This window comes from Bacillus sp. JK74 (assembly GCF_053663395.1).
In genome coordinates, this window is record NZ_JBSJQB010000007.1 from 105643 (window position 1) to 128872 (window position 23230).

Here is a 23230-nt window from a genome sequence, read left to right on the forward strand (position 1 = left end):
CAGCAGTTTCATCTGCTGCTCCGTTTGACGGCTTTTTTTTACAGAAATATATCAGCAAGACGCTCATATGACTCTTTTTTCGCTTCGAAATCAAAGACGTTGCACAGCACCATCATCTCTTTTGTCTGATAACGTTCGGAAAGTTCAAGCAGACGGCGTTTCACTGCGGCAGGTGAGCCGATCACCATCCGCTTCCTGTTTTCTGCAATCTGTTTACGGTCCTCCGGCGAATACGGATAAGCCTTCGCTTCTTCCACACTCGGCACGCGGCTGTCGGCGCCTTTTCCAACACGAAGAAGCCATAAATCCTGGCTTAAGGCGAGTTCTTCCGCTTTCTCATCCGTAGCTGCGCATATGACGAAAATGGCACAGAGTGAGGCCGGAGCGGAAAAATGGGCGGAGGCCCGGAAATGGTCCCGATAGATCTGAAAGGCTTTTTCCCCGCGTTCCGGATTAATGAAATGGCCGAAGACATAGCCCGCACCTTGAAGAGCGGCGCGTCTGGCGCTGTTTTCCCCGAGGCCGAGCACCCAAAGCTGCGGGGCTGTTTCAATCAAAGGCGCTGTTTTTATTCCGGCATAAGCATGGTCCGAGGGAACCGAATCTGTCAGAAAGGATGATAAATCCTGAAGCTGCCTGTTAAACTCGGTCATACTTTTCTTTACCCCGTCTGTGAGGGCGAGCCGGATTTTCGTCGTGCCGCCCGGTGAGCGTCCGACCCCAAGGTCAATCCGGTTCGGATGCAGCGCCTCAAGCTGACGGAAAGTTTCCGCGACTTTATAGGGGCTGTACTGCGGCAGCAGCACGCCGCCTGATCCGACACGGATGGATGTTGTGGCTGCGGCGGTATGAGCGATCATAATTTCCGGCGAAACGCTTGCGAGCCCTCTTGTGCCGTGATGCTCGGCAAACCAGTACCGCTTATAGCCCCAACCTTCGCTGAGGCGGGCGAGCTCCGCTGAACGGCGGAGCGTCTCGTGCGGCCCGTTTCCTTTGGATACGGGCGCCTGATCAAGTATGCTTAAATCAATCACTCGTCTGCCCCTTTCCTGACATGTATTGATACAAGGATAGGAAAAATGTTCAGTCTCCGTCAATTTCTTTGTTTTCTCTATTCTCTCCGGAACGAAGGAGAATATAGGAAGTAATTTTTCGCCGTTTTTCGCCAAAAATTCTTATGTTTTATGAAACTTTGATATAATAAAAGACGTATATCTTAATAAACACCGGGATTCTTGTCCCGGAATTTAGTAAAAATGCGCACTTGCGGCGTGCTTAGCGGCACCCTTACAGAATAGGAGTGAATCATATGGCGATCTCTTTACAAAAAGGACAGCGGATTGATTTAACAAAAGGAAAAGCCGGCCTGTCAAAACTGCTGGTCGGACTCGGCTGGGACCCTGTATCATCCGGCGGCTTTTTCGGAAAGCTGTTCGGCGGAGGCGGTGCCAATATCGACTGTGACGCTTCCGTACTGATGCTTGAAAATGATAAAATGACAGACAGCAAAAACGTCATCTATTTCGGCAATCTGAAAAGCCGGTGCGGCGGTGTCGTACATACGGGTGACAATCTGACGGGTGAAGGCGACGGCGATGATGAACAAATTCTCATCGATTTGGCGAAAGTGCCCGCTCAGATTAATAAACTTGTGTTTGTCGTCAATATTTACGACTGCGTCAGACGAAAACAGGACTTCGGCATGATTCAAAACGCGTTCATCCGCGTCGTTGATCAGGCTAATCGCGAAGAACTGGTGACGTACAATTTAAGAGATAACTATTCAGGCAGAACGAGCCTGATCGCGGCTGAAATCTACCGCGAGGACGGCGAGTGGAAATTCGCCGCGGTAGGAGAAGGCACAAACGATACAAAAATCGGCGATATCGTTAACCGATACGCCTAAACAATAAAAAGGAGAGTGCACACATGGCAATTTCATTGGCAAAAGGACAAAAAGTAGATTTGACTAAAACAAATCCGGGTCTTTCTAAAGTCGTTGTCGGCCTTGGCTGGGATACAAACAAATACGACGGCGGACATGATTTTGATTTAGATTCCAGCGTCTTTCTATTAAATGAAGCAGGAAGATGCGCGTCGCCCGATGATTTTATTTTCTATAATCAGCTTGAAGGCGGAAACGGCTCTGTCGCACATTCAGGCGACAACCTCACAGGCCAGGGCGAAGGCGATGACGAAAGTGTAAGGGTCAACCTGAGCGCGGTGCCTGCGGCTATTGACAAAATTTCATTCGTCATCACGATTCATGAAGCGGAAGCGCGCGGCCAAAACTTCGGACAAGTTTCCAACGCGTTCGTGCGCATTGTCAATGAAGAGACAAATGAAGAGCTGATCCGCTACGATCTGGCTGAAGATTTCTCAATTGAAACAGCCATTATCGCAGGAGAGCTTTACAGACATAACGGCGAATGGAAATTTTCCGCGATCGGCTCAGGCTATCAAGGCGGACTGGCCCGTATTGCGACAGATTACGGCCTGCAAATCGGCTAAAACCATATCAAGCACAGAAGGGAGAGACGGCACATGGCTATTCAATTGGCGAAAGGACAGCGTGTTGATCTGACAAAAACGAACCCCGGTCTTACAAAAGCGGTGATCGGCTTAGGCTGGGATACGAACAAGTACTCCGGAGGGCATGACTTTGACCTTGACGCGTCGGCTTTTCTTGTCGATGCCCATGACAACTGTGTAAATGATCTTGATTTTGTTTTCTACAATAACCTGGAACACCCGAGCGGCGGCGTCATCCATACGGGAGACAACCGGACGGGCGAGGGAGAGGGAGACGATGAACAAATTATCGTCGATTTCTCAAAAATACCCGCAAATATTGAAAAGATCGGCATCACCGTCACGATTCATGATGCGGAAGCGCGCGGCCAAAACTTCGGACAAGTTTCGAACGCGTTCGTGCGCGTCGTCGATGAAAACAGCCAGAATGAACTGCTTCGTTTCGATTTAGGGGAAGACTTCTCAATTGAAACGGCGGTTGTCGTTTGTGAGCTTTACCGCCATGGGGCTGAGTGGAAGTTTAACGCCATCGGCAGCGGGTTTTCCGGCGGTCTGGCATCACTTTGCCGGAATTACGGCTTGCAGGTGTAAGCAGGAAATTACCGTTTTACTAAATAGGAGGAAAAAACTTGGATTTTCTACATCATATTATGTCGACCTACGCTTCCTTTTTTGATTGGAAAATGTGGGGTGAGGTGCTGACTGACCCTGTATCATGGGGGCTGATCGGTTCCTTGGTTCTGCTGGAAGGGCTGCTGTCGGCCGACAATGCGTTAGTGCTTGCGGTTATGGTAAGGCATCTGCCTGAAAAACAACGGAAGAAAGCATTAACATACGGATTGTTCGGGGCATATATTTTCCGTTTTATCTTTATCGGAATCGGGATGCTGCTCATTAAGTTCTGGTGGATCAAAGTGCTTGGCGCGCTGTACCTGGCTTGGCTCGTCATTAAGCATTTCTGGATCGGAGAAGGTGATGACGATACGGAAGGCATGAAGAAAAATTCATGGATGGTCCGTACGTTCGGAATTTTCTGGGCCACTGTCGTTTCAGTTGAGTTAATGGATCTGGCCTTCTCTGTTGACAGCATTTTAGCCGCGTTTGCGGTATCGGAAAAAGTGTGGGTGCTCTTGATCGGCGGTATGCTCGGCATTCTCATGATGCGTACAGTCGCAAAAGTATTCCTTGTGTTAATTGATAAAATCCCTGAACTTGAAAACACGGCTTTTGTGCTGATCGGGATTATCGCCGTGAAAATGGCGGCGAGCGCCTTTGATTATGAAATGCCGCACGTGGTGTTCTTCGGAATCATCATCGCTGCGTTTGTGGTCACGTTTATTATCCATTATTTCAACAAACAAAAGCAGGTTCAGGAGCAGACGGCTGCATCTAAAGAAGAATAAAACAAAAAAGGAGGGAGAGTTCATTTCCTTCCTTTTTTGTACCGATTATCATGAAGAGAAAGGAGGAAAATGATGAAGCAGGAGGAATTGGTGATCCGAAAGGCCGAGCCGGAAAATGATGACTGGGAAACGTTTCTGATGCGGCCGCTGCCGGAACGTCCCGGTTACGAGCGGGAAAACGGGCTGGCGTTTACCCGTCTTGCCGTCCGGATTTTGGGCACTCCTTATGATGAGACGGAGTATTACAGTAAGCTTTTCGAGCTGTCTTCTCATGAAAACATCCATGTGTTGAGCGAGACGCTGGATAAGACCATCGCGCCGGAAACGTTTCAGGCGCTGCAGCACATCCATTCGGTCAATCAAAAAGAGAAAGGGCTTTCGGTTTCCAGGTTTGTCGCGTTTCTCGATGGGGGCAGGCTGCTTGCCAAACACGCTGATCCGCTTATGCACCGCCGGCTGAGAACCGCGTTTATGACGCTTTTGGAAACCTTTGCGGACCGGCATGAAAACGGGCTGAATCATCCCGATTTCCGGCGTGTGCTCTTGGATGTGTCAAAGTTTTCGCTGAACCACCTGAATCCATGGCTCGAACAAGCCGATATAGAGCGTGAGATGCCGAAGGTGGTGTGGTATGGAGACGCGACCAAAAGCCAGCTCTATTTTCTCTATTATCTCATGCTGATCGGCTGTGATGTCCTATTGTTTCATCCGGCTGCGGAAGATCCGTTCAGCTTGATTGATCCGGATGAGGAGCTCAGCTTTGTGATAAAGCTCCCCGCAACAGGCGGTCTTGAGCCTTTTCCGAAAGAAAAGCCGGACAGAACGTCCACGACGGCCTACCGGTCAACGAAAGAAATTGAGCATGTGCTGAACCATGAGGAATCCATGATGTATAAGCCTTGGCAGTTCAGGGAGCACACCCCGCAGTCCGTGACCTTAAAAACGACGTATGATGAGTTATTTCTCATTGCGAAGGAGCGGGCGTTTATCCGGCCGCAATTTAAAGCGGACAGGGAGCGGGTGGCCGTTCCGAACCTTTTTGCTAAAGTGATGGGGGTTTCCAAAGATACGAAAGAATATTGGAACAGACTCCATACCGCCGCGGACTATCAGGAGACACACATGATCCGCAGTTTTCCGTTTACGGAAGAGCTGAAAGCCAACTACCAGTATCACTACAGTCAGGTTTTAAATGAAAAAGGAGAGGTTGACGCGGACAGGCTGAAAAGAAGCAACATCTGGCAGTACAAGCATCTGCCTTCAGGTGTGCAGAGCGCCATCGCCAATGTGATTTCTGACATGTGCAGAAACCCAGGGCTGAAGGCTTTGCCCGGGGAGCAGTCAAGGGATGCCGCAATCTATTTGTTCCGCCAGGCGACGAATCTGCCCGCTTCGCTGCTGCAATTGATTCAGACGTTTGATTACGCCCAAACCGTTCCGAAACTCGTTTTATATCATACGGAACAAAATGGCGAACTCACACGTTCTGATGCCGCCGCTCTTTTGTTTTTAAATAAATTCGGCGTCGATATCATCTTGTATAATCCGCCGGGTCATCAGGACATTGAGCATTATATTGAAGAAAGCCAATTTGATGTCCATTGGCTGGAGGACATGGTGTTTCGGCAGGAATATAAGGAGCCGTCACTCGTAAGAAAGCTGTTTAGAACCATTACGCAAAAGCAGGGAGAGTAAATAAATATGACAGAAAATCAAAATCCGCTTGTTCTTGATAAAAATGAAGAGATTTCTGAACAAAAAGCAGATGACATCAGGGCGCAGCTGCGCCAAGACCCTGAGGTGCAGCGCATTTCGCAGCAGATTGACGTGAAAAACCAAATGGAGCTGCTGGAGTACGGAAAAGAACCGGCAGTTGAGATCTCGAAGTTTTCCGACCGCATCTTAAATATGATGAAAACAACAAGTGTCACAGATTCAGGCACAATGCTGACGCAGCTCGGAAAAATCATGGACCGTTTCGACAAAAATGATTTCGATGAACCAAAAGGATTCCTTGCTAAAATGTTCAAACGCGGCAACAGCATGATTGAAAAGATCTTTCAGAAGTACCGCACCCTGGGCGGAGAAATTGAAAAAATCCATGTTGAAATTTCGAAATACAAAGATGAAATGGCAAAGACGAACCATACACTTGAAGAGATGTACGAAAACAACATTAACTACTACATGGAGCTTGAAAAATATGTCGTTGCCGGGCAGATGAAGCTTGAGGAAATGCAGGCGCTCATTCCTTCTTATGAAGAAAAAGCGGCCGGCGGGAACCAGCTTGCGCAAATGCAGCTCGATACGCTGCGCGATGGGCTTCAAGCGCTTGAGGAACGTGTCTATGATTTAGATATGGCGCGGATGGTCGCGCTGCAAACGGCACCGCAGATCCGCCTCCTTCAGCGCGGGAACACGAAGCTCATCGGGAAAATCAATTCTGCATTCGTCATTACGATTCCGATTTTCAAAAACGGCATCATTCAGGCTGTTACCGTCAAACGCCAAAAGCTTGTGGCTGATTCAATGAGCGAACTGGACCGACGCACGAATGAAATGCTGAAGCGCAACGCTGAAAATATTTCAAACCAAAGCGTGGAGATCGCCCGTATGGCAGGCCGTCCGAGCATTGACATTGAGACGATCGAAACGTCTTGGAATACGATTGTCAGCGGTATGCAGGAAACGAAACAGATCGAGGAAGAGAACAGACGTATCAGAGAAGACGGAGCGAAACGGATTCAACAGCTCCAGGATAATATTAAAAACGCAGTCTTAAAGAATTAACCGGTACCCCGCTTGCTTACGGCAAGCGGGATTTTTTTTGTGAAAAAGGTAATGACAATGTGTAAAGACAGGTGTAAACTTATACGGTAATCATTTTCGATTTGAGGTGCTGCTTATGAACAAACAACCTGCCGTCACTCCGCGAAAACTTCTGGGGATTGCCGGAATGGGCTGGCTGTTTGATGCGATGGATGTCGGAATTTTATCGTTTATTATCGCCGCGCTACACACTGATTGGAATTTAACACCCGATCAAATGAAATGGATCGGAAGCGTCAATTCCATAGGTATGGCAGCGGGTGCGTTTGTATTCGGAATGCTGGCCGACAGGATCGGCCGGAAAAAAGTGTTTATGATCACGCTGTTATTCTTTTCTGTCGGAAGCGGCATATCCGCTTTCGCAACGGGATTGACGGTTTTTCTCATATTGCGTTTTCTGATCGGAATGGGGCTTGGCGGGGAACTGCCTGTTGCCTCGACGCTCGTGTCAGAAGCGTCCGCTCCCGAAAAGCGGGGACGGATCATCGTGCTGCTTGAGAGCTTTTGGGCCGCGGGCTGGCTTCTTGCGGCGGTGATTTCCTACTTTGTCATACCGGCATTCGGCTGGCAGGCCGCACTGCTCTTAACGGCGCTGGCCGCGTTTTATGCGCTGTACTTGCGGAAAAGCCTTCCGGAATCACCGGCGCATCAGGCATTGCCGCAGAAAAAAAGCATACGCGGGCAGGCGGGAAGTGTCTGGACGAAACCGTATATCCGGGCGACGGTGCTGCTGTCTGTCGTTTGGTTCTGTGTCGTCTTTTCTTATTACGGCATGTTTTTATGGCTGCCGAGCGTGATGCTGATGAAAGGCTACAGCATGATTGAGAGCTTCGAATACGTCCTTCTGATGACACTTGCCCAGCTTCCCGGATATTTCTCAGCGGCGTGGCTGATCGAAAAAGCGGGGCGGAAGACCATCTTAGTCATCTATTTGCTCGGAACGGCGGGCAGCGCTTATTTCTTCGGTGCCGCGGATTCATTGGGCATGCTGCTCACAGCCGGCATGCTGCTGTCCTTCTTCAATCTCGGCGCATGGGGCGTGCTTTACGCCTATACACCGGAGCAGTATCCTGCGGCGATCCGTGCGACCGGTTCCGGAACAACGGCGGCCGTCGGCAGAATCGGCGGCATTTTCGGTCCGCTTCTCGTCGGATCGCTTGCAGCACGGAACGTTTCGTTTACAGTGATTTTCGCCGTCTTTTGTGCGGCCATCCTGATTGCCGTCATCACCATTATTATTCTCGGAAAAGAAACGAAACAGACAGAGCTTGCGCAATGAGCACCCTTTTGGGGTGCTTTTTTTAGTGGGGCTGTCTGTTGGCAGACCTATATTTTTCCTTAAAATTCCTTATTTTTAGGAAGCGAAAACTTCTTTTTCCGGGACAATGTCGCAAAAAAGTTCTTGTATTTGTAAAAAAAGGATAGGAAATCAGTTTGCAGCACATTCGATGGAAACGTTCTCAAGCCTGATAAAAGCCCGGTTTCCGTTATAATTTATCCTCAATAAGGAGGATTAGAGAGTATTTAGAAGCATACCAGAGGAAAATAAGACACAGGGATGTTTTTAAAGTAATGATACAAAATAAAAGGGATTATGATGTTTGTTTGACTTATTACAAACGTGTTACGGTATTAAAGATTGCTTATTATGGAGGGAAAATATGAATTTGGATGAGAAACCAATTAAGATAAAAGTCGAAAATGTATCTAAGGTTTTCGGAAAACAGACAAAAAAAGCCATTCAGATGCTGTCCAGCGGAAAAAACAAAAAAGAGATCCTGAAAGCGACCGGATCAACCGTTGGTGTCAATCAAGCAAACTTTGATGTATATGATGGGGAGATATTTGTCATCATGGGTCTATCGGGGAGCGGTAAATCAACTTTAGTTCGGCTGTTAAACCGGCTTATTGAACCGACTGCCGGGAATATTTATATTGATGGTGACATGATAACAAATATGTCAAAAGACCAGCTCCGGGAAGTGCGCCGGAAAAAAATCAGCATGGTCTTTCAAAAATTTGCGCTGTTTCCGCACAGAACGATTCTTGAAAATACGGAATACGGGTTGGAGCTCCAAGGCGTCGACAAAAAAGAGCGTGAGCAAAAAGCGCTTGATTCGCTTAAACTTGTCGGTCTTGAAGGCTTTGAACACCAATTCCCTGATCAGCTCAGCGGAGGAATGCAGCAGCGTGTCGGACTTGCCCGCGCATTGACGAATGATCCTGACATTCTTCTGATGGATGAAGCTTTCAGTGCGCTTGATCCGCTGATCCGCAAAGACATGCAGGATGAGCTTTTAGACCTTCATGACTCTGTCGGCAAGACGATCATCTTCATCACGCATGATCTTGATGAAGCATTGCGCATCGGTGACAGAATCGTGCTGATGAAAGACGGTAACATCGTTCAGATCGGGACGCCTGAAGAAATTCTGATGAGCCCGTCCAATGAATACGTTGAGAAATTCGTTGAGGACGTTGACTTATCCAAAGTTCTGACAGCGGGCCACATCATGAAGCGCGCTGAAACCGTGCGGATTGACAAAGGGCCTCGTGTAGCGCTGCAGCTCATGAAGAATCTCGGTATTTCTTCTATTTACGCCGTTGATAAACAGAAACAGCTTCTCGGCGTCATTCACGCGGCGGATGCGAAAAAAGCGGTGGAATCCGACTTATCGCTTCAGGATATTTTAAATACTGAATTTACGACTGTGCATGAAAGCACATACTTGACGGAAATTTTCGATGTCGTGTCTGATGCGAATATTCCGATCGCCGTCACGGACGATAAGGACCGCATGAGAGGCATTGTCGTAAAAGGCGCATTAATCGGCGCGCTTTCAGGAAATAACGATTATATAAATGTTGAAGATTCTGCTGAACAAGCTCAGGATTCTTCTGTTCAGGGGGTGAAGTAAATGGACAGATTGCCTAGAATTCCGTTAGCAGATATCGTTGACCGGTTTGTTGACTGGCTTACCATGACGTTCGGAGGTTTCTTTGACGGAATCTCAAACGGTTTGGCCGCTTTCGTAAACGCGATTGTGAGCGGTTTGGGTTTCATCCCGTCTATTTTATTGACTGTTATTTTTGCAGCTCTCGCTTGGTGGATCAGTACGAGAGGAATTGCACTCTTTACGTTAATCGGATTCCTTGTTATTGATTATTTGGGTTATTGGTCGCCGATGCTGCAAACGTTGGCGCTTGTCGTCACATCTGTTTTGATTTCCATTATTATCGGGGTTCCGATCGGCATATGGGCGTCTCAGAAAGAAACGGTCCGCCGCATTGTCACACCGATTCTGGATTTAATGCAGACCATGCCGGCTTTCGTATACCTGCTGCCTGCAATTTTCTTCTTTAATATCGGGGTTGTGCCAGGCGTTGTGGCATCTGTTATTTTCGCGATGCCTCCGACGATCCGCATGACGGTTCTCGGTATTAAACAGGTTCCGGCTGATCTGATTGAAGCGACGGAAGCATTCGGTTCAACGACGTCTCAGCGTCTGTTCAAGGTGCAGCTTCCGCTTGCCACAAAAACAATTCTTGCCGGTATTAACCAAAGCATCATGCTTGCTTTGTCAATGGTCGTTATCGCGGCCATGGTCGGTGCGCCGGGCCTCGGTTCTGAAGTATACAGCGCCGTGACACAGTTGAAAACCGGTGTCGGAGTGGAAGCGGGTATCGCGATCGTTATCGTAGCGATTACACTCGACCGTATCACGCAAAACATTAAAGTGAAGAAGAAGAGCAGGGGGAATGCCTGATGCTTAAGAAAATCATCGGTGTCGGCGTTACCGCTGCGCTGGCTCTTTCTTTGGCTGCCTGCGGTTCGCAGACTGATGGTAAGGCAACGGCTGCGGACCAGGTGAACAAAACCATTATCGGTATTGATCCGGGATCGGGGATCATGGCCCTGACGGATGAGGCCGTGAAGGATTACGGATTGAAAGACTGGAATGTCGTCACGGCGTCAAGTGCCGCCATGACGGCGACATTGAAGAAGTCATATGACCGGAAAAAGCCGATCATCGTAACGGGCTGGACGCCGCACTGGATGTTCTCCAGATACAAGCTGAAGTTCCTTGATGATCCGAAAAAAACGTACGGAACTGCCGAGCAGATTCATACGATTACAAGAACCGGCTTCAGTAAGGAACAGCCTAACGCGGCCAAAGTTCTCAGCCAGTTCAAATGGACGCAGGACGATATGGGAGAAGTCATGATTGCCGTTGAGGAAGGCGAAAAGCCGGCCAAAGCCGCTGCTGAATATGTGAAAAAACATAAAGACCAAGTGGCTCAATGGACAAAAGGCGCCCATAAAGTCAAAGGGGATAAAATCAACCTGGCTTATGTGGCATGGGACAGTGAAATCGCAAGTACGAATGTAATCGGAAAAGTATTTCAAGACCTCGGCTATGACGTGAAGCTGACGCAAGTGGAGGCAGGACCGATGTGGACTGCGATTGCGACAGGCAGCGCGGATGCGTCATTGTCTGCTTGGCTTCCGAATACCCATAAGGCATATGCGTCTAAATATAAAGGCAAATATGAAGATGTAGGAACGAGTCTGACAGGCGTCAAGATGGGTCTGGTCGTTCCTCAGTATATGAAAAACGTCAATTCAATTGAAGATCTGAAGAAGTAATGAGGAAAAGCAGCCCTGTAACGGGCTGCTTTTTTTTATGCTTCAAACGATTTGAGGACGGCGGCCGTTAATATCTCAGCGCCAGTAAAGATGGCGCTTCTGTCAAATGTCATTTGGGGATGGTGAAGTCCCGGCTCCAGACCGCATCCTAGGCCGAGCATCGTCGTTTTCAAGTTCGGCACCTTTAACCCGTAAAAGTGAAAATCCTCTCCTCCGGTTGTCACAAGGGGTTCATCCACATGTTCTTCTCCGAGAATGCTGCTGATCGCAGATGCCATGATGGCTTCCGCCTCCTTGTTTCGCTCGGCTGCCGGGAGGCTGTGTTCTTTTTGCAGTTCGATTTTTGCGCCGAATGCGGCAGCCGCCGCCTCACAGGCTCTTTCGGTTTCGGCGGTTAATTTCTCCATGGCGGCATTGGTTTGTGCGCGGAGATCAAGGCTGAACGATGCTTTTCCCGGAATGATATTGGAACTTTCTCCGCCTGCCTGAAGCTTTGTCATCTTCACGGAATGCGGGATGCCGGGATCAAGATGAATGAAGCTGAGTTTTTGGACGAGAAGAGCGGCGATTTCGATACTGTTAAGCCCGAGATGCGGTCTCGCGCCGTGGGCTTCTTCTCCGATAATCAGGCCTTCTATATGCCGGCTTGAGCCATGCAGAATGGACGGTGCGCATCGGCCGTTTGCCGTTTCCTGTACGGGGCGCACGTGCACGCCGTATAAGAAGTCAACATCATCCAGTACGCCTTTTTCAATCATTTTCAGCGCTCCGCCGCCTTTTTCTTCAGCCGGCTGAAAAATAAAGCGGATGGTGCCCTTCGGAAGCTTCGGCTGACTCTTTAAAAGCATCATCGTGCCGAGCGCCATCGTCATATGTGAATCATGTCCGCATGAATGGTTCGCCTGAAAGACACCGTCCACTTCCTGCCACAGCGCGTCAATATCCGCCCGGACAGCCACAACGGGCGAGCCTTCTCCGATTTCGCCGACAACACCGGTGCAATCATCAAACGTACGGATTCGGCAGCCGGCCTCTTTCAGTTTTTCAGTCAGATATTCAGTTGTTTGATATTCTTTCCAGCTTACTTCGGGATTGGCGTGCAGGTGGTCAAAAATGTCCATAATGACTTGCTTTTCATGCTCTGTGAGTCTGTTCATGCCGTAAGTCCTCCTTCAAAAGCTGTCTGTTTTTTATTTTTTGATATTGAAAACAGGCAATCGGTCTGTATATAATATAGCACATATCTGTATTTTCTGAATAGTTTATAAATTTAAAGCGGGATGGTGATGTTATGGCTGTGCCGAAGGCCGAACCTGTATTGAAAAAGAAGAAATTGTTTGTGATGCCTGATGCTTATGTGCTGCTGTTCATTGTCGCTTTACTATGCGCGATAGCATCGTACATCGTTCCCGCGGGGGAATTTGACAGGGTGACAAAGGGCAGTGTGACGTCCGCCGTCCCGGGAAGTTATCATTCTTTAGACCAGTCTCCTGTCAGCCCGATCGCTTTTTTTACCGCGATTCAGGAAGGGATGACAAGTTCCGCGCCGATTATTTTTTTAATCCTGTTTACGGGCGGAACCATTGCGACTTTGGAGAAAACGGGCGCCATCAATGGATTGATCAGTAATGTCATCAGTACGTTCCGCACCAAACAGCTGCTGTTTATTGCGATTGTCGGATCTCTATTTTCGATCCTCGGCACAACCGGCATCGTCGTTAATTCCGTGATCGGTTTTATTCCGATCGGCCTGATCGTCGCCCGTTCGCTGAAATGGGACGCCGTGGCCGGAGCGGCCGTCATTTATATCGGCTGCTATGCCGGGTTTAACGCGACGATTTTATCACCTTCACCGCTCGGGTTATCACAAAGCATCGCGGAGCTGCCGCTGTTTTCCGGCATCGGCCTGCGGATTGCCGTCTACATTTGTTTTCTGCTATCATCTATTTTATATATTTATCGGTATACGAGAAGGCTCAGAAAAGCAAAGGACGCCAGTCTGCTGGGGAACGATTGGTTTCCGGCGGCAGGTTCAATCCCGCAGGCTTCCGATCCGGAGGACAAGCCAGTCCCGTTTACCGTCCGCCACAAATTGATTCTGGCTGTCGCGGCTTTGTCGCTTGCCGGCTTTTTATACGGCGCGCTTACTCTTGGCTGGTCTGATTCAGAGATGGCCGCCGTGTTCATTTTTATCTCAATCGTGTCAGGCCTGATTGCGGGAATGGCGGCAAATGATATCGCAAAAACGTTTATTACAGGCTGTCAGGGCCTCGTTTACGGCGCGCTGATCGTCGGAATGGCGAGAAGCATTTCCGTTATTCTGGAACACGGAAAGCTGCTTGATACGGTAGTCAATGGACTTGCGTCACTGCTGCACGGTTTCAGCCCGATGGCAGGCGCAATCGGAATGTATATTTCCAGCGCCCTGCTTCATTTTCTGATATCATCGGGCTCAGGGGAGGCGGTCGTATTTATTCCGATCTTGGCGCCGCTTGCCGATCTGATGGGCATCACGAGACAGGTCGCGGTTGAAGCGGTCATGCTCGGGGAAGGCGTCGTAAACTGTGTCAATCCGACTTCCGGCGTGCTGATGGCCGTACTGGCTGCCAGCGGCATTCCGTACGTAAAGTGGCTTCGCTTCATGATTCCGCTGGCGCTGATTTGGTTTGTCATCGGCCTCGTGTTTATCTGCATAGGCGTCCTGATCAATTGGGGTCCTTATTAAACATTTTGTCAATGATATTTCGGTTTATCATTATGAATCGGCAAGATATAATGGGAGTTGTAAGCCATTCTTAATAGTACGGGAGGAAGTCATGAATCAGCGTCGGAACGGACTTTCAAACGTGAATGGAAAGAGTGAGAGTGTGAAAGAGAAAGAACGAATGATTTGGTCAGAAGTCGGAATGCTTGTGGGCACACTGTCTTTGCTTGACATCATCGTACGCGGACTTGTTCTGAACTGTCCGTTTAGGGAATGGGCCGGAAGCTTGGCGGTTTTCTTCATTATAATTGTTTATTATTGCATCAGGGCGGGAGCGTCGGGAATGCTCATGCCGAGAATAGACACCAAAGAAGAACTGAAAAAGCGGGTGAAGCAGCAGCGGATAGATTCAATTGCGGTCACTTTTGCGGTGGCGGCGCTTACGATGTACGACAGGGGGTTTCCCCATACATTCTTTGCTTGGCTGAAAATGATCTTTCTTTTTATCGTCTGCGGAGGCGTTCTGTTTTTGCTTCGGTATGTCATTGTGAAGCTGTCTTACAGAAGAGCGATAAAAGAAATAAAAAAGAAATCATCCTGACAGGTGGTTTCTTTTTTTGTTTGAAAGCGGGAAGTCTTTTGATTTGATAGGAATATAGATTTGAATTCACTCTGTCACGTTGCTTTGATAGAGAGAGTGTGATAAGTTGAAATGTAAGCGTTAACATAATTCTCCAGTCTTCACAACAGTTGAAAGGAGCTGAAGAAAGAGTAAGAGGAATTTTTGACTCCGCAGTCAGTCTTCAAAAATGAAATAAGGAGTGTCAAAAATGTTTGAAAAACGATTCAAAACCTCTTTACTGCCGTTATTCGCCGGATTTTTATTGCTGTTTCATTTGGTTTTGTCAGGCCCGGCGGCTGCAAACGCTGAAACTGCAAACAAATCGAATGAGGCGGCCGCGTCATCGGTCAAAAACGGGACCATCCTTCATGCCTGGAATTGGTCGTTCAATACGTTAACACAAAATATGAAAGATATTCGTGATGCGGGCTATGCAGCCATTCAGACGTCTCCGATTAACCGAGTAAAGGAAGGGAACCAAGGAGATAAAAGCATGAGGAACTGGTACTGGCTGTATCAGCCGACATCGTACCAAATCGGCAACCGTTACTTAGGCACTGAACAAGAATTTAAGGACATGTGTGCAGCCGCGGAAAAGTATGGCGTAAAAGTCATTGTCGATGCGGTTATCAATCATACCACCAGCGATTACGCCGCGATTTCTGACGAGATTAAGCGTATTCCAAACTGGACCCATGGAAACACACAAATTAAAAATTGGTCGGACAGGTGGGACGTCACTCAAAATTCATTGCTTGGGCTGTATGATTGGAATACACAGAATACTGAGGTGCAGGCCTATCTGAAACGTTTCTTGGAAAGAGCATTGAATGACGGAGCAGACGGGTTCCGCTATGATGCCGCCAAGCATATAGAGCTTCCGGATGATGGGAATTACGGCAGCCGATTTTGGCCGAATATCACAAATACATCGGCGGAGTTCCAATACGGAGAAATCCTGCAAGACAGCGCGTCCAGAGATACTGCTTATGCGAATTATATGAATGTGACGGCTTCTAACTATGGGCATTCCATCAGATCCGCTTTAAAGAACCGTAATCTGAGTGTGTCGAATATCTCCCATTATGCATCTGACGTGTCTGCGGACAAGTTAGTCACATGGGTGGAATCACATGATACGTATGCCAATGATGAGGAAGAGTCCACATGGATGAGTGATGACGATATCCGTTTAGGCTGGGCAGTGATTGGTTCCCGCTCAGGAAGCACGCCTCTTTTCTTTTCCAGACCTGAGGGCGGAGGAAATGGTGTAAGATTTCCCGGAAAAAGTCAAATAGGAGATCGCGGGAGCGCCTTATTTAAAGATCAGGCGATCACCGCGGTCAATCAATTTCACAATGTAATGGCCGGGCAGCCTGAGGAACTCTCGAATCCGAATGGGAACAATCAAATATTTATGAATCAGCGCGGCTCAAAAGGCGTTGTGCTGGCTAATGCAGGATCGTCTTCTGTCACCGTCAATACTTCAACGAAATTGCCTGACGGCAGGTATGATAATAGGGCCGGCGCCGGTTCATTTCAAGTAGCGAACGGCAAACTGACAGGTACGATCAATGCCAGATCCGCGGCTGTTCTTTATCCCGATGATATTGGAAATGCGCCTCAGGTCTTTCTTGAGAATTACCAAACGGGGGCAGTCCATTCTTTCAATGATCAGCTGACGGTCACCCTGCGTGCAAATGCGAAAACAACAAAAGCCGTTTACCAAATCAATAATGGGCAGCAGACAGCATTTAAGGATGGAGACCGATTAACGATCGGGAAAGGAGATCCAATCGGCACGACATACAACATCAAGTTAACCGGAACGAACGGCGAGGGTGCAGAGAGAACCCAAGAATACACGTTTGTCAAAAAAGACCCGGCCCAAACCAACATCATTGGCTATCAAAATCCGGATCATTGGGGCCAGGTAAATGCTTATATTTACAAACATGATGGAGGCAGGGCCATAGAATTAACCGGATCGTGGCCGGGGAAAGCAATGACTAAGAATGCAAATGGAATTTACACGCTGACGCTGCCTGCGAATGCGGATACGGCCAATGCCAAAGTGATTTTTAACAATGGCAGCGCCCAAGTGCCCGGACAGAACCAGCCCGGCTTTGATTATGTGCAGAATGGTTTGTATAACAACTCCGGTTTAGACGGTTATCTTCCGCATTAATGGATAGGGCCATCATCACATCAGCGTGCCGGCAAACCCTCGCTTCTGGGAAAAGGACAGCGCATCTTCAATCACGCTGAAAAGATGACAACATCCTAAAACGGTTCCGTTTTAGGATGTTGTCAACAATCTGGAAACCATCACCGATATTTTTTTGTCCAAAAATCAAACTTTTCTCTTGCAAAAGTTTGTGAAGTGTTGCACAATATAAATGTGAAATACTTCACAAGTTAAAAACAGACACCACGAAACACTGGAGGATGAGCATACATGATGAACGAACGAGTGAACAAAGTAGCATTAATCGGAGCAGGTTTTGTTGGAAGCAGTTATGCATTTGCGTTAATTAACCAAGGGATCACAGATGAGCTTGTGATCATTGATGTAAATAGAGAAAAAGCCATGGGCGATGTCATGGATTTAAATCACGGAAAGGCATTTGCGCCTCATCCGGTTAAAACGTCTTACGGCATATATGAGGATTGCAAGGATGCCGATATCGTGTGCATCTGTGCCGGAGCCAATCAAAAACCGGGCGAAACGAGACTTGAGCTGGTCGAAAAAAATCTCGCCATTTTTAAAAGCATTGTCGGTGAAGTAATGGCAAGCGGATTTGACGGCATCTTCCTCGTTGCCACAAACCCGGTCGACATTCTCACTTATGCGACATGGACATTCAGCGGGCTTCCGAAAGAACGCGTCATCGGCAGCGGCACGACACTGGATTCTGCGCGATTCCGTTATATGCTGAGTGAATACTTCGGCGCCGCTCCGCAAAACGTACACGCCCACATTATCGGCGAGCACGGCGATACCGAGCTTCCTGTATGGAGTCACGCCAATATCGGCGGAGTGCCGGTACAGCAATTGCTGGAGAAAAATGCAGCTTACAAACAGGACGAGCTGGATCAGATCGTTGACGATGTGAAAAACGCGGCCTACCATATTATCGAGAAAAAAGGCGCGACATATTACGGAGTGGCGATGAGCCTCGCCCGCATCACAAAAGCGATTTTGCGTAATGAAAACAGCATTTTAACCGTCAGCACATATCTGGACGGCCAATACGGTGTAAACGACGTCTTTATCGGCGTTCCGGCCGTCGTCAATCGGAACGGCATCGCAGGTGTGACGGAACTTGAGCTGAATGAAACAGAACAGGCTCAATTCAGCCGCAGCGCAAACGTGCTGAAAGATATTCTCGCTCCGCATTTCGCAGAGTAAACAAAAAAGCAGTACATGACAAACGCCATGTACTGCTTTTTTTAATTCGCTTTTTTCGCCATTTCCTGAGAGGTTTTTACTCTCGCTTTTCCCATAAACAAAATGGTAACGGCCGCAATGACGATCGGCGCCAGCGCAAGCGTAAATACATATGTGATGCTTTGCGACATGGCGTCAATAATGCGATCCAGAATGTGCGGCGGAATATGGGCGCGCGTGCCGGCCTGGAAAATGTCCTGCGGATTTCCGATGTTCTGCATCGCGCCGCCCGCTCCTTTCATGCCGCTGAATGAATCTGTGAGCTTGTTGGTAAACACATTCGTCTGGATGGTTCCGAAAATCGTCACACCGAGCGTCATACCGAATGATCTCAAAAACGAGTTTGTTGAGTTGGCGCTTCCGCGGTAACGCGGCTCCAGATCGTTCATGGACGCAGCCGGGAGCAGTGAGAAGTTGAAGCCGACGCCGAATCCTGAGATCAGCATGAATACCGTCAGCATCGTACGCGCCGTATCCGGTGTCATATTGGAAAGCAGCAGCATTCCGATAAAGAAAGCGACCACGGAAATCAGCATTAAATTGCGGAACCGCACTTTCGTCTGGAAAATTCCGCCGATCATACTTCCGATAACAGAACCGATCATCATCGGCGTCAAAATAAAGCCCGCGCTTGTCGCGGTGCTTCCGTACACAGCCTGAACGAAGATCGGGATAAACACCGCTAAAATGACGAACGTGGCTCCGTAAAGGAACGCCAGAATCTGTGCCGTAGCAAATAAACGGTTTTTAAACATCCAAAATGAGATAATCGGTTCTTCCGCTTTTCTTTCCACGATAAAAAAGGCGATAAAGAACACGGCGAACACAGCGAACAGACCGATGATCTGCACGGAGTTCCAATCATACGTTTTTCCGCCGAGCTCAAGAGCGAACATCAGACCGACAATGGAAACCACCAGTGTGATTGCGCCGGCCCAGTCGATTTTCTGTTTCTTATGTTCAAGAGATTCTTTATAATAACGAAGAATGAAAAACAATGATAGAATACCGATCGGCACGTTGATGTAAAACACCCAGTGCCAGCTGATGGAGTCGGTAATGAGCGCGCCTAAAAGCGGCCCGAGAACGCTGGAAAGGCCGAAAACGGCACCGAACATGCCCGACATTTTCCCGCGTTTTTCCGGCGGAAATAAATCAAAAATGATCGTGAAGGCGATCGGCATCAGCGCACCTCCGCCGATTCCCTGAATGACGCGGTAAATAATGAGCTGATCCATTGTTTGAGCGATTCCGCATAATGCAGATCCGATTAAGAAAAGAATAAGACCGAATAAAAAGAAACGCTTGCGTCCGTACATATCGGACAGTTTTCCGTAAATCGGCATACCGGCCATAACGGCTACCATGTATGATGCCGTCACCCACGCGAACTTATCGAAACTTCCGAGGTCCGCCACGATATTTCCCATCGCAGTGGCAACGATTGTATTATCCATAGCCGACATTAAAATGCCCAGCAAAAGACCGATGACGACAAACTTTGTCGAGGCGTCCTTCGCGGCTGTTTGTTCCATGCTTTTTTCCTCCCATACTTACTTTTGATCATTAAATTTGCTATGATCATATTAGATTTGCCGAAAATTATCTTGATCGTCAAGATAAATTGATTTTATAGGGAGGCCTGTCAGTTGTCAACAAGAAATACCAGAAGCGAGACGGAGGAAACCGCCATACAGTTATTCCGGAAGATGGCCACAAGGACGATCCTTTTTCATCAGGCGGCCGCTCAATCTCTCGGTCTGTTTCCGACCGATTTGAAATCAGCTGATATCTTAAATGAAGCAGGCCCGATGACCGCAGGCGAGCTCGGGAAAAAAACCGGCCTCAGCACAGGTTCGGTAACGGCGCTCATTGACCGGCTCGAAAAAGCGGGATATGTCATGAGGAAAAAAGACCCCGAAGACAAACGGCGGGTGATCATCGTGCCGCTGACAGCCGGAAAAGCGAATGTGAAGCAATTGTTCAGCTCCTTATCCCAGTCCACGATCAGCCTTTGCCGGCAATATAAAGAAGAAGAACTGCGGCTGATATTCGATTTTTTAGGAAAAGTGACGGACATAATGGAAGACGAGCTTGAGAAATTAAAATAAAATATCATAGCACGGCCCATTCATGAATAACTTGTACAAGTTGCATGAATGAGGGGGAAGCCAATGAACATCTTTTTAAGCTACATCGTTCTCGGGCTGTCATTGTCAGCACCTGTCGGACCGGTCAATGCGGCGCAAATTGACAAAGGCATCAAAAATGGCTTTTGGCATGCATGGATTTTCGGTCTCGGCGCTATGGCCGCGGACGGGCTATATATGATTCTGATCTATTTCGGGCTGTCTCAATTTTTGACCGCTCCTTTTGTAAAAACGTTTTTGTGGCTCTTCGGTTTTTTCGTGCTGACCTACACGGGAGTCGAAACGTTAAAAAATATAAGGGAAGCCATGAATGTCAGAAGCGGAAAAGGAAAACCGGCTTTTTACAAAACATTCGGCGCGGGGTTTTTTATTTCTCTTTCCAATCCGCTGAGCATTTTATTCTGGCTCGGCATATACGGGAGCATTCTCGCCAAAACCGCTGAATCCTTCGATGCAAATCAGCTTTTGATTTACAGCTCCGGCATTCTTCTCGGCATTTTGATCTGGGATTTCTGCATGGCGGTCGCCGCGAGCACTTTCAGAAATCTCCTTCATGAAAAAGCGCTCCGCTGGCTGACGGGAGCGGCGGGTGTGTCTTTGATCGTTTTCGGGTTTTATTTCGGATGGCAGGGGATTCAAATGCTCATCTCATAAATAGAAGAGTCACCCATCGCCTATCTCCGTCATAACGTATCATGACGATACTGGAGGTGGGCCGATGGCAAGCGGGCTGTACACAAAAAGTTGCCTTGAGGAAAAGTTATTGGATCTGCCAAATTGGCAGAGAATCGCTTTTGAGCTTCTATCAGAAAAAGTAGGCGATAAAGCGGATACGTTTCCGTGCATTCCCGGACGTCAGGGATTTTTGACAGATCAGCTCCGGATATCCTTTGCGGGTGATCCCCGCGAAGAGGGAACCCCGGAGGAAGTGGGGATGCTGCTGTCAGAGTACGGAAAGATCTCAAGGAATACCGGAAGATACGCGTCGCTGCTTGTGATTTTTGATACGCCTGAGGATTTAGCTGAGCATTATTCCGTTGAGGCGTATGAAGAGCTGTTCTGGTCTTTTTTAAACCGGCTGAGCGGCTGCGACCCGAAAGACTGGCCGGAAGACATGCCGGAAGACCCTGAACATTATAAATGGGAGTTCTGCTTTGACGGCGAGCCGTATTTTATTCTGTGCGCGACGCCTGCGCATGAAGCGAGACAAAGCAGAAGCTTCCCGTTTTTTATGCTGGCGTTTCAGCCGAGATGGGTTTTTGAAGGATTAAATGATTCAACCGCGTTCGGACGAAACATGAGCCGGCTGATCAGAAAACGCTTAGAGGCGTATGATGAAGCCCCTCTTCATCCCCGATTGGGGTGGTACGGAGGAAAAGACAATTTAGAATGGAAGCAATATTTCCTCCGTGATGATGAGACGCAAGTGTCAAAGTGTCCCTTTTCTTATTTGAAGAGACTGTTTAAACCGATGAAATAAGCTATGATCCGGCAGGGCTGTGTCCCTGCTTTTTTTGTACGATCCATGTCACGATCGCAATGACGGCGAGAAAACAAAGGCTGACCAGAAAACCGGGCCGGCTCGATTTCTCAAACAGCGTCCCGGAGACGGCCGCGACAATCAGCACAAGGGCGATAACAATCTGTACGGTTCCCATCTTTGTCGTTTCAAGCAGTTTCTTGCCCGAGAACAAAATGAACAGCCACGTATAAAGAAGCATCAGGCCCGCCGCGGTTGTCATGTGTTCATATATATTTTTCGGCAGCACCAATGACAGGATGATGGAGACGATGAGTCCGGCAAACGTCAATCCGAGCGCGGGCCAGCAGATTTTTTTGTTTTCCTTTAATCTGAAGCATTTCGGCGCATCCCCGTCATCGGCCATTGTACAAAGCAATGTCGTCACGGCAAACAGCGAGGCGACGAGCGTGGAAAATCCCGCAATAATAAAAATTCCGTTAAAAATATCAAGAATGATATCTAAATGAAAACCCTTCAGCGATGTAATAAACGGGCTGTCCTGTTCGGTGAATTTGCCCAGCGGCACTAACAGCAGCGCCAGGCCGAGAGAAATGACGTAAATCACTGCAAGTACGGCAAGCATGAGTCTGCCTGATTTTGAGGCTTCCTCCGGCTTTTTCAAGTGGACGGTCATCAGCCCCAAGACTTCAATTCCTCCGAAGGCGTAAAACGCATAAATCAATCCCGTCCATAACCCCATCGCTCCGTGCGGGAACAAATCCTTTGATTCGTTCGGCACCTGCACATCCGGTTTATGAGAAAATATACCGCACAGCGCCAATATGGCGATCACGATAAACATAAAAATCGCCGCCGTCTTGACAACAGCGAGCACATTTTCCGTTTTTTGAAAAACGGACAGCCCCGTAAATATAATCAAAAGACCGAGCACCGCATAAATGGAGGCGAAAATCCACAGCGGCACATTCGGAAACCAATGCTTCGTAAACAGCGAGATCGCTGTCAGCTGGCTTCCCGTGATCAGCATCTCGGACGACCAGTACACCCATCCGTTGCTGAAACCGGCCCAAGTGCCGAAAGCCTTTCTCGCATAGGCGCAAAAAGACCCCCTTTCGGGCTGTTTGGCCGAAAGCTTCGCGAGCTGCTCAAAGACAAAATAGGTGCCAAGCCCGGCAATAAGAAATGAGATCAGCGCGGAATATCCGCTTTTGACAATAGCGATGCTGGACCCGAGAAAAAAGCCCGTCCCGATTGTGCAGCCGACACCGATTAAGGAGAGCTGCCACCAAGCGAGATTTCCTTTAGGCTGGTCCTGTGATTTACCCATGAAGTTCAACCCCTTTATCAAAGCTTAGATTGCGGCCGTCAGAAGGGGAATATACATCCAATAAATTGCTTTACATGAAAC

Annotated in this window: 21 protein-coding genes; 17 read left to right on the forward strand and 4 right to left on the reverse strand. The window is 48.3% G+C overall.

What is annotated here, in order from left to right:
• Positions 1-38: 38 nt before the first annotated feature.
• Entirely contained in the window at positions 39-1034 is a 996-nt protein-coding gene (locus ACWJJ5_RS17735) for an LLM class flavin-dependent oxidoreductase (protein WP_003156651.1), read from the reverse strand.
• Positions 1035-1309: 275 nt separating this feature from the next.
• On the opposite strand from ACWJJ5_RS17735, the gene ACWJJ5_RS17740 reads away from it, so the two are divergent.
• The 10 genes from ACWJJ5_RS17740 to ACWJJ5_RS17785 all read left to right on the forward strand — a co-directional run bounded on the left by ACWJJ5_RS17740 (position 1310) and on the right by ACWJJ5_RS17785 (position 11412).
• A complete protein-coding gene (locus ACWJJ5_RS17740; RefSeq protein ID WP_003156649.1) occupies positions 1310-1906 on the forward strand; it encodes a TerD family protein in 597 nt (198 codons plus the stop codon).
• A 23-nt stretch (positions 1907-1929) separates the two neighbouring features.
• On the forward strand, positions 1930-2511 hold the full coding sequence (locus ACWJJ5_RS17745) for a TerD family protein (protein ID WP_003156648.1): 582 nt from the start codon (positions 1930-1932) through the stop codon (positions 2509-2511).
• 33 nt (positions 2512-2544) lie between these two features.
• On the forward strand, positions 2545-3123 hold the full coding sequence (locus ACWJJ5_RS17750) for a TerD family protein (protein ID WP_003156645.1): 579 nt from the start codon (positions 2545-2547) through the stop codon (positions 3121-3123).
• A gap of 38 nt (positions 3124-3161) precedes the next feature.
• On the forward strand, positions 3162-3935 hold the full coding sequence (locus ACWJJ5_RS17755; RefSeq protein ID WP_003156644.1) for a TerC family protein: 774 nt from the start codon (positions 3162-3164) through the stop codon (positions 3933-3935).
• 72 nt (positions 3936-4007) lie between these two features.
• Positions 4008-5630, forward strand: a complete 1623-nt coding sequence (locus ACWJJ5_RS17760) for a YceG family protein (protein ID WP_014304294.1) — start codon at positions 4008-4010, stop codon at positions 5628-5630.
• 6 nt (positions 5631-5636) lie between these two features.
• Positions 5637-6725: a toxic anion resistance protein gene (locus tag ACWJJ5_RS17765; RefSeq protein ID WP_032857831.1), complete on the forward strand. Its 1089-nt coding sequence runs from the start codon at positions 5637-5639 to the stop codon at positions 6723-6725.
• A gap of 115 nt (positions 6726-6840) precedes the next feature.
• Entirely contained in the window at positions 6841-8043 is a 1203-nt protein-coding gene (locus ACWJJ5_RS17770) for an MFS transporter (RefSeq protein ID WP_454022588.1), read from the forward strand.
• A 382-nt stretch (positions 8044-8425) separates the two neighbouring features.
• A complete protein-coding gene (gene opuAA, locus ACWJJ5_RS17775; RefSeq protein ID WP_069448531.1) occupies positions 8426-9682 on the forward strand; it encodes a glycine/proline betaine ABC transporter ATP-binding protein OpuAA in 1257 nt (418 codons plus the stop codon).
• Positions 9683-10531, forward strand: a complete 849-nt coding sequence (gene opuAB / locus ACWJJ5_RS17780) for a glycine/proline betaine ABC transporter permease subunit OpuAB (protein WP_003156639.1) — start codon at positions 9683-9685, stop codon at positions 10529-10531. It abuts the gene before it with no gap.
• Positions 10531-11412, forward strand: a complete 882-nt coding sequence (locus ACWJJ5_RS17785; RefSeq protein WP_007409051.1) for a glycine betaine ABC transporter substrate-binding protein — start codon at positions 10531-10533, stop codon at positions 11410-11412. Before opuAB ends, ACWJJ5_RS17785 begins: the two co-directional genes overlap by 1 nt.
• A gap of 35 nt (positions 11413-11447) precedes the next feature.
• Here the strand turns inward: ACWJJ5_RS17785 and ACWJJ5_RS17790 are convergent, their stop codons facing one another.
• The gene (locus ACWJJ5_RS17790) at positions 11448-12569 is read right to left on the reverse strand and encodes a M20 peptidase aminoacylase family protein (RefSeq protein ID WP_014304298.1); all 1122 of its coding nucleotides are present in this window, start codon (positions 12567-12569) and stop codon (positions 11448-11450) included.
• Between the two features lie 134 nt (positions 12570-12703).
• Between ACWJJ5_RS17790 and ACWJJ5_RS17795 the strand changes: the two genes are divergently transcribed.
• The 4 genes from ACWJJ5_RS17795 to ACWJJ5_RS17810 all read left to right on the forward strand — a co-directional run bounded on the left by ACWJJ5_RS17795 (position 12704) and on the right by ACWJJ5_RS17810 (position 18150).
• On the forward strand, positions 12704-14137 hold the full coding sequence (locus tag ACWJJ5_RS17795; protein ID WP_454022589.1) for a YfcC family protein: 1434 nt from the start codon (positions 12704-12706) through the stop codon (positions 14135-14137).
• Between the two features lie 91 nt (positions 14138-14228).
• A complete protein-coding gene (locus ACWJJ5_RS17800) occupies positions 14229-14717 on the forward strand; it encodes a DUF6773 family protein (protein WP_064107321.1) in 489 nt (162 codons plus the stop codon).
• A gap of 229 nt (positions 14718-14946) precedes the next feature.
• Positions 14947-16926, forward strand: a complete 1980-nt coding sequence (gene amyE, locus ACWJJ5_RS17805) for an alpha-amylase (protein ID WP_454022590.1) — start codon at positions 14947-14949, stop codon at positions 16924-16926.
• A gap of 270 nt (positions 16927-17196) precedes the next feature.
• Complete coding sequence (locus ACWJJ5_RS17810) at positions 17197-18150, forward strand: L-lactate dehydrogenase (RefSeq protein WP_176283103.1); 954 nt, start codon at positions 17197-17199, stop codon at positions 18148-18150.
• Positions 18151-18191: 41 nt separating this feature from the next.
• On the opposite strand, the gene ACWJJ5_RS17815 is transcribed toward ACWJJ5_RS17810, so the two are convergent.
• Positions 18192-19724, reverse strand: coding sequence for an MDR family MFS transporter (locus ACWJJ5_RS17815; RefSeq protein ID WP_045206666.1), 1533 nt, complete (start codon positions 19722-19724; stop codon positions 18192-18194).
• A 114-nt stretch (positions 19725-19838) separates the two neighbouring features.
• Between ACWJJ5_RS17815 and ACWJJ5_RS17820 the strand changes: the two genes are divergently transcribed.
• From ACWJJ5_RS17820 to ACWJJ5_RS17830, 3 genes are all read left to right on the forward strand, one after another.
• On the forward strand, positions 19839-20300 hold the full coding sequence (locus ACWJJ5_RS17820; RefSeq protein WP_017419364.1) for a MarR family transcriptional regulator: 462 nt from the start codon (positions 19839-19841) through the stop codon (positions 20298-20300).
• A gap of 63 nt (positions 20301-20363) precedes the next feature.
• On the forward strand, positions 20364-20993 hold the full coding sequence (locus ACWJJ5_RS17825) for a LysE family translocator (RefSeq protein ID WP_007409057.1): 630 nt from the start codon (positions 20364-20366) through the stop codon (positions 20991-20993).
• Positions 20994-21057: 64 nt separating this feature from the next.
• A complete protein-coding gene (locus ACWJJ5_RS17830) occupies positions 21058-21819 on the forward strand; it encodes a YqcI/YcgG family protein (protein WP_101562683.1) in 762 nt (253 codons plus the stop codon).
• A 1-nt stretch (position 21820) separates the two neighbouring features.
• Here the strand turns inward: ACWJJ5_RS17830 and ACWJJ5_RS17835 are convergent, their stop codons facing one another.
• Positions 21821-23149, reverse strand: a complete 1329-nt coding sequence (locus ACWJJ5_RS17835) for an amino acid permease (RefSeq protein ID WP_454022591.1) — start codon at positions 23147-23149, stop codon at positions 21821-21823.
• Positions 23150-23230 lie beyond the last annotated feature (81 nt).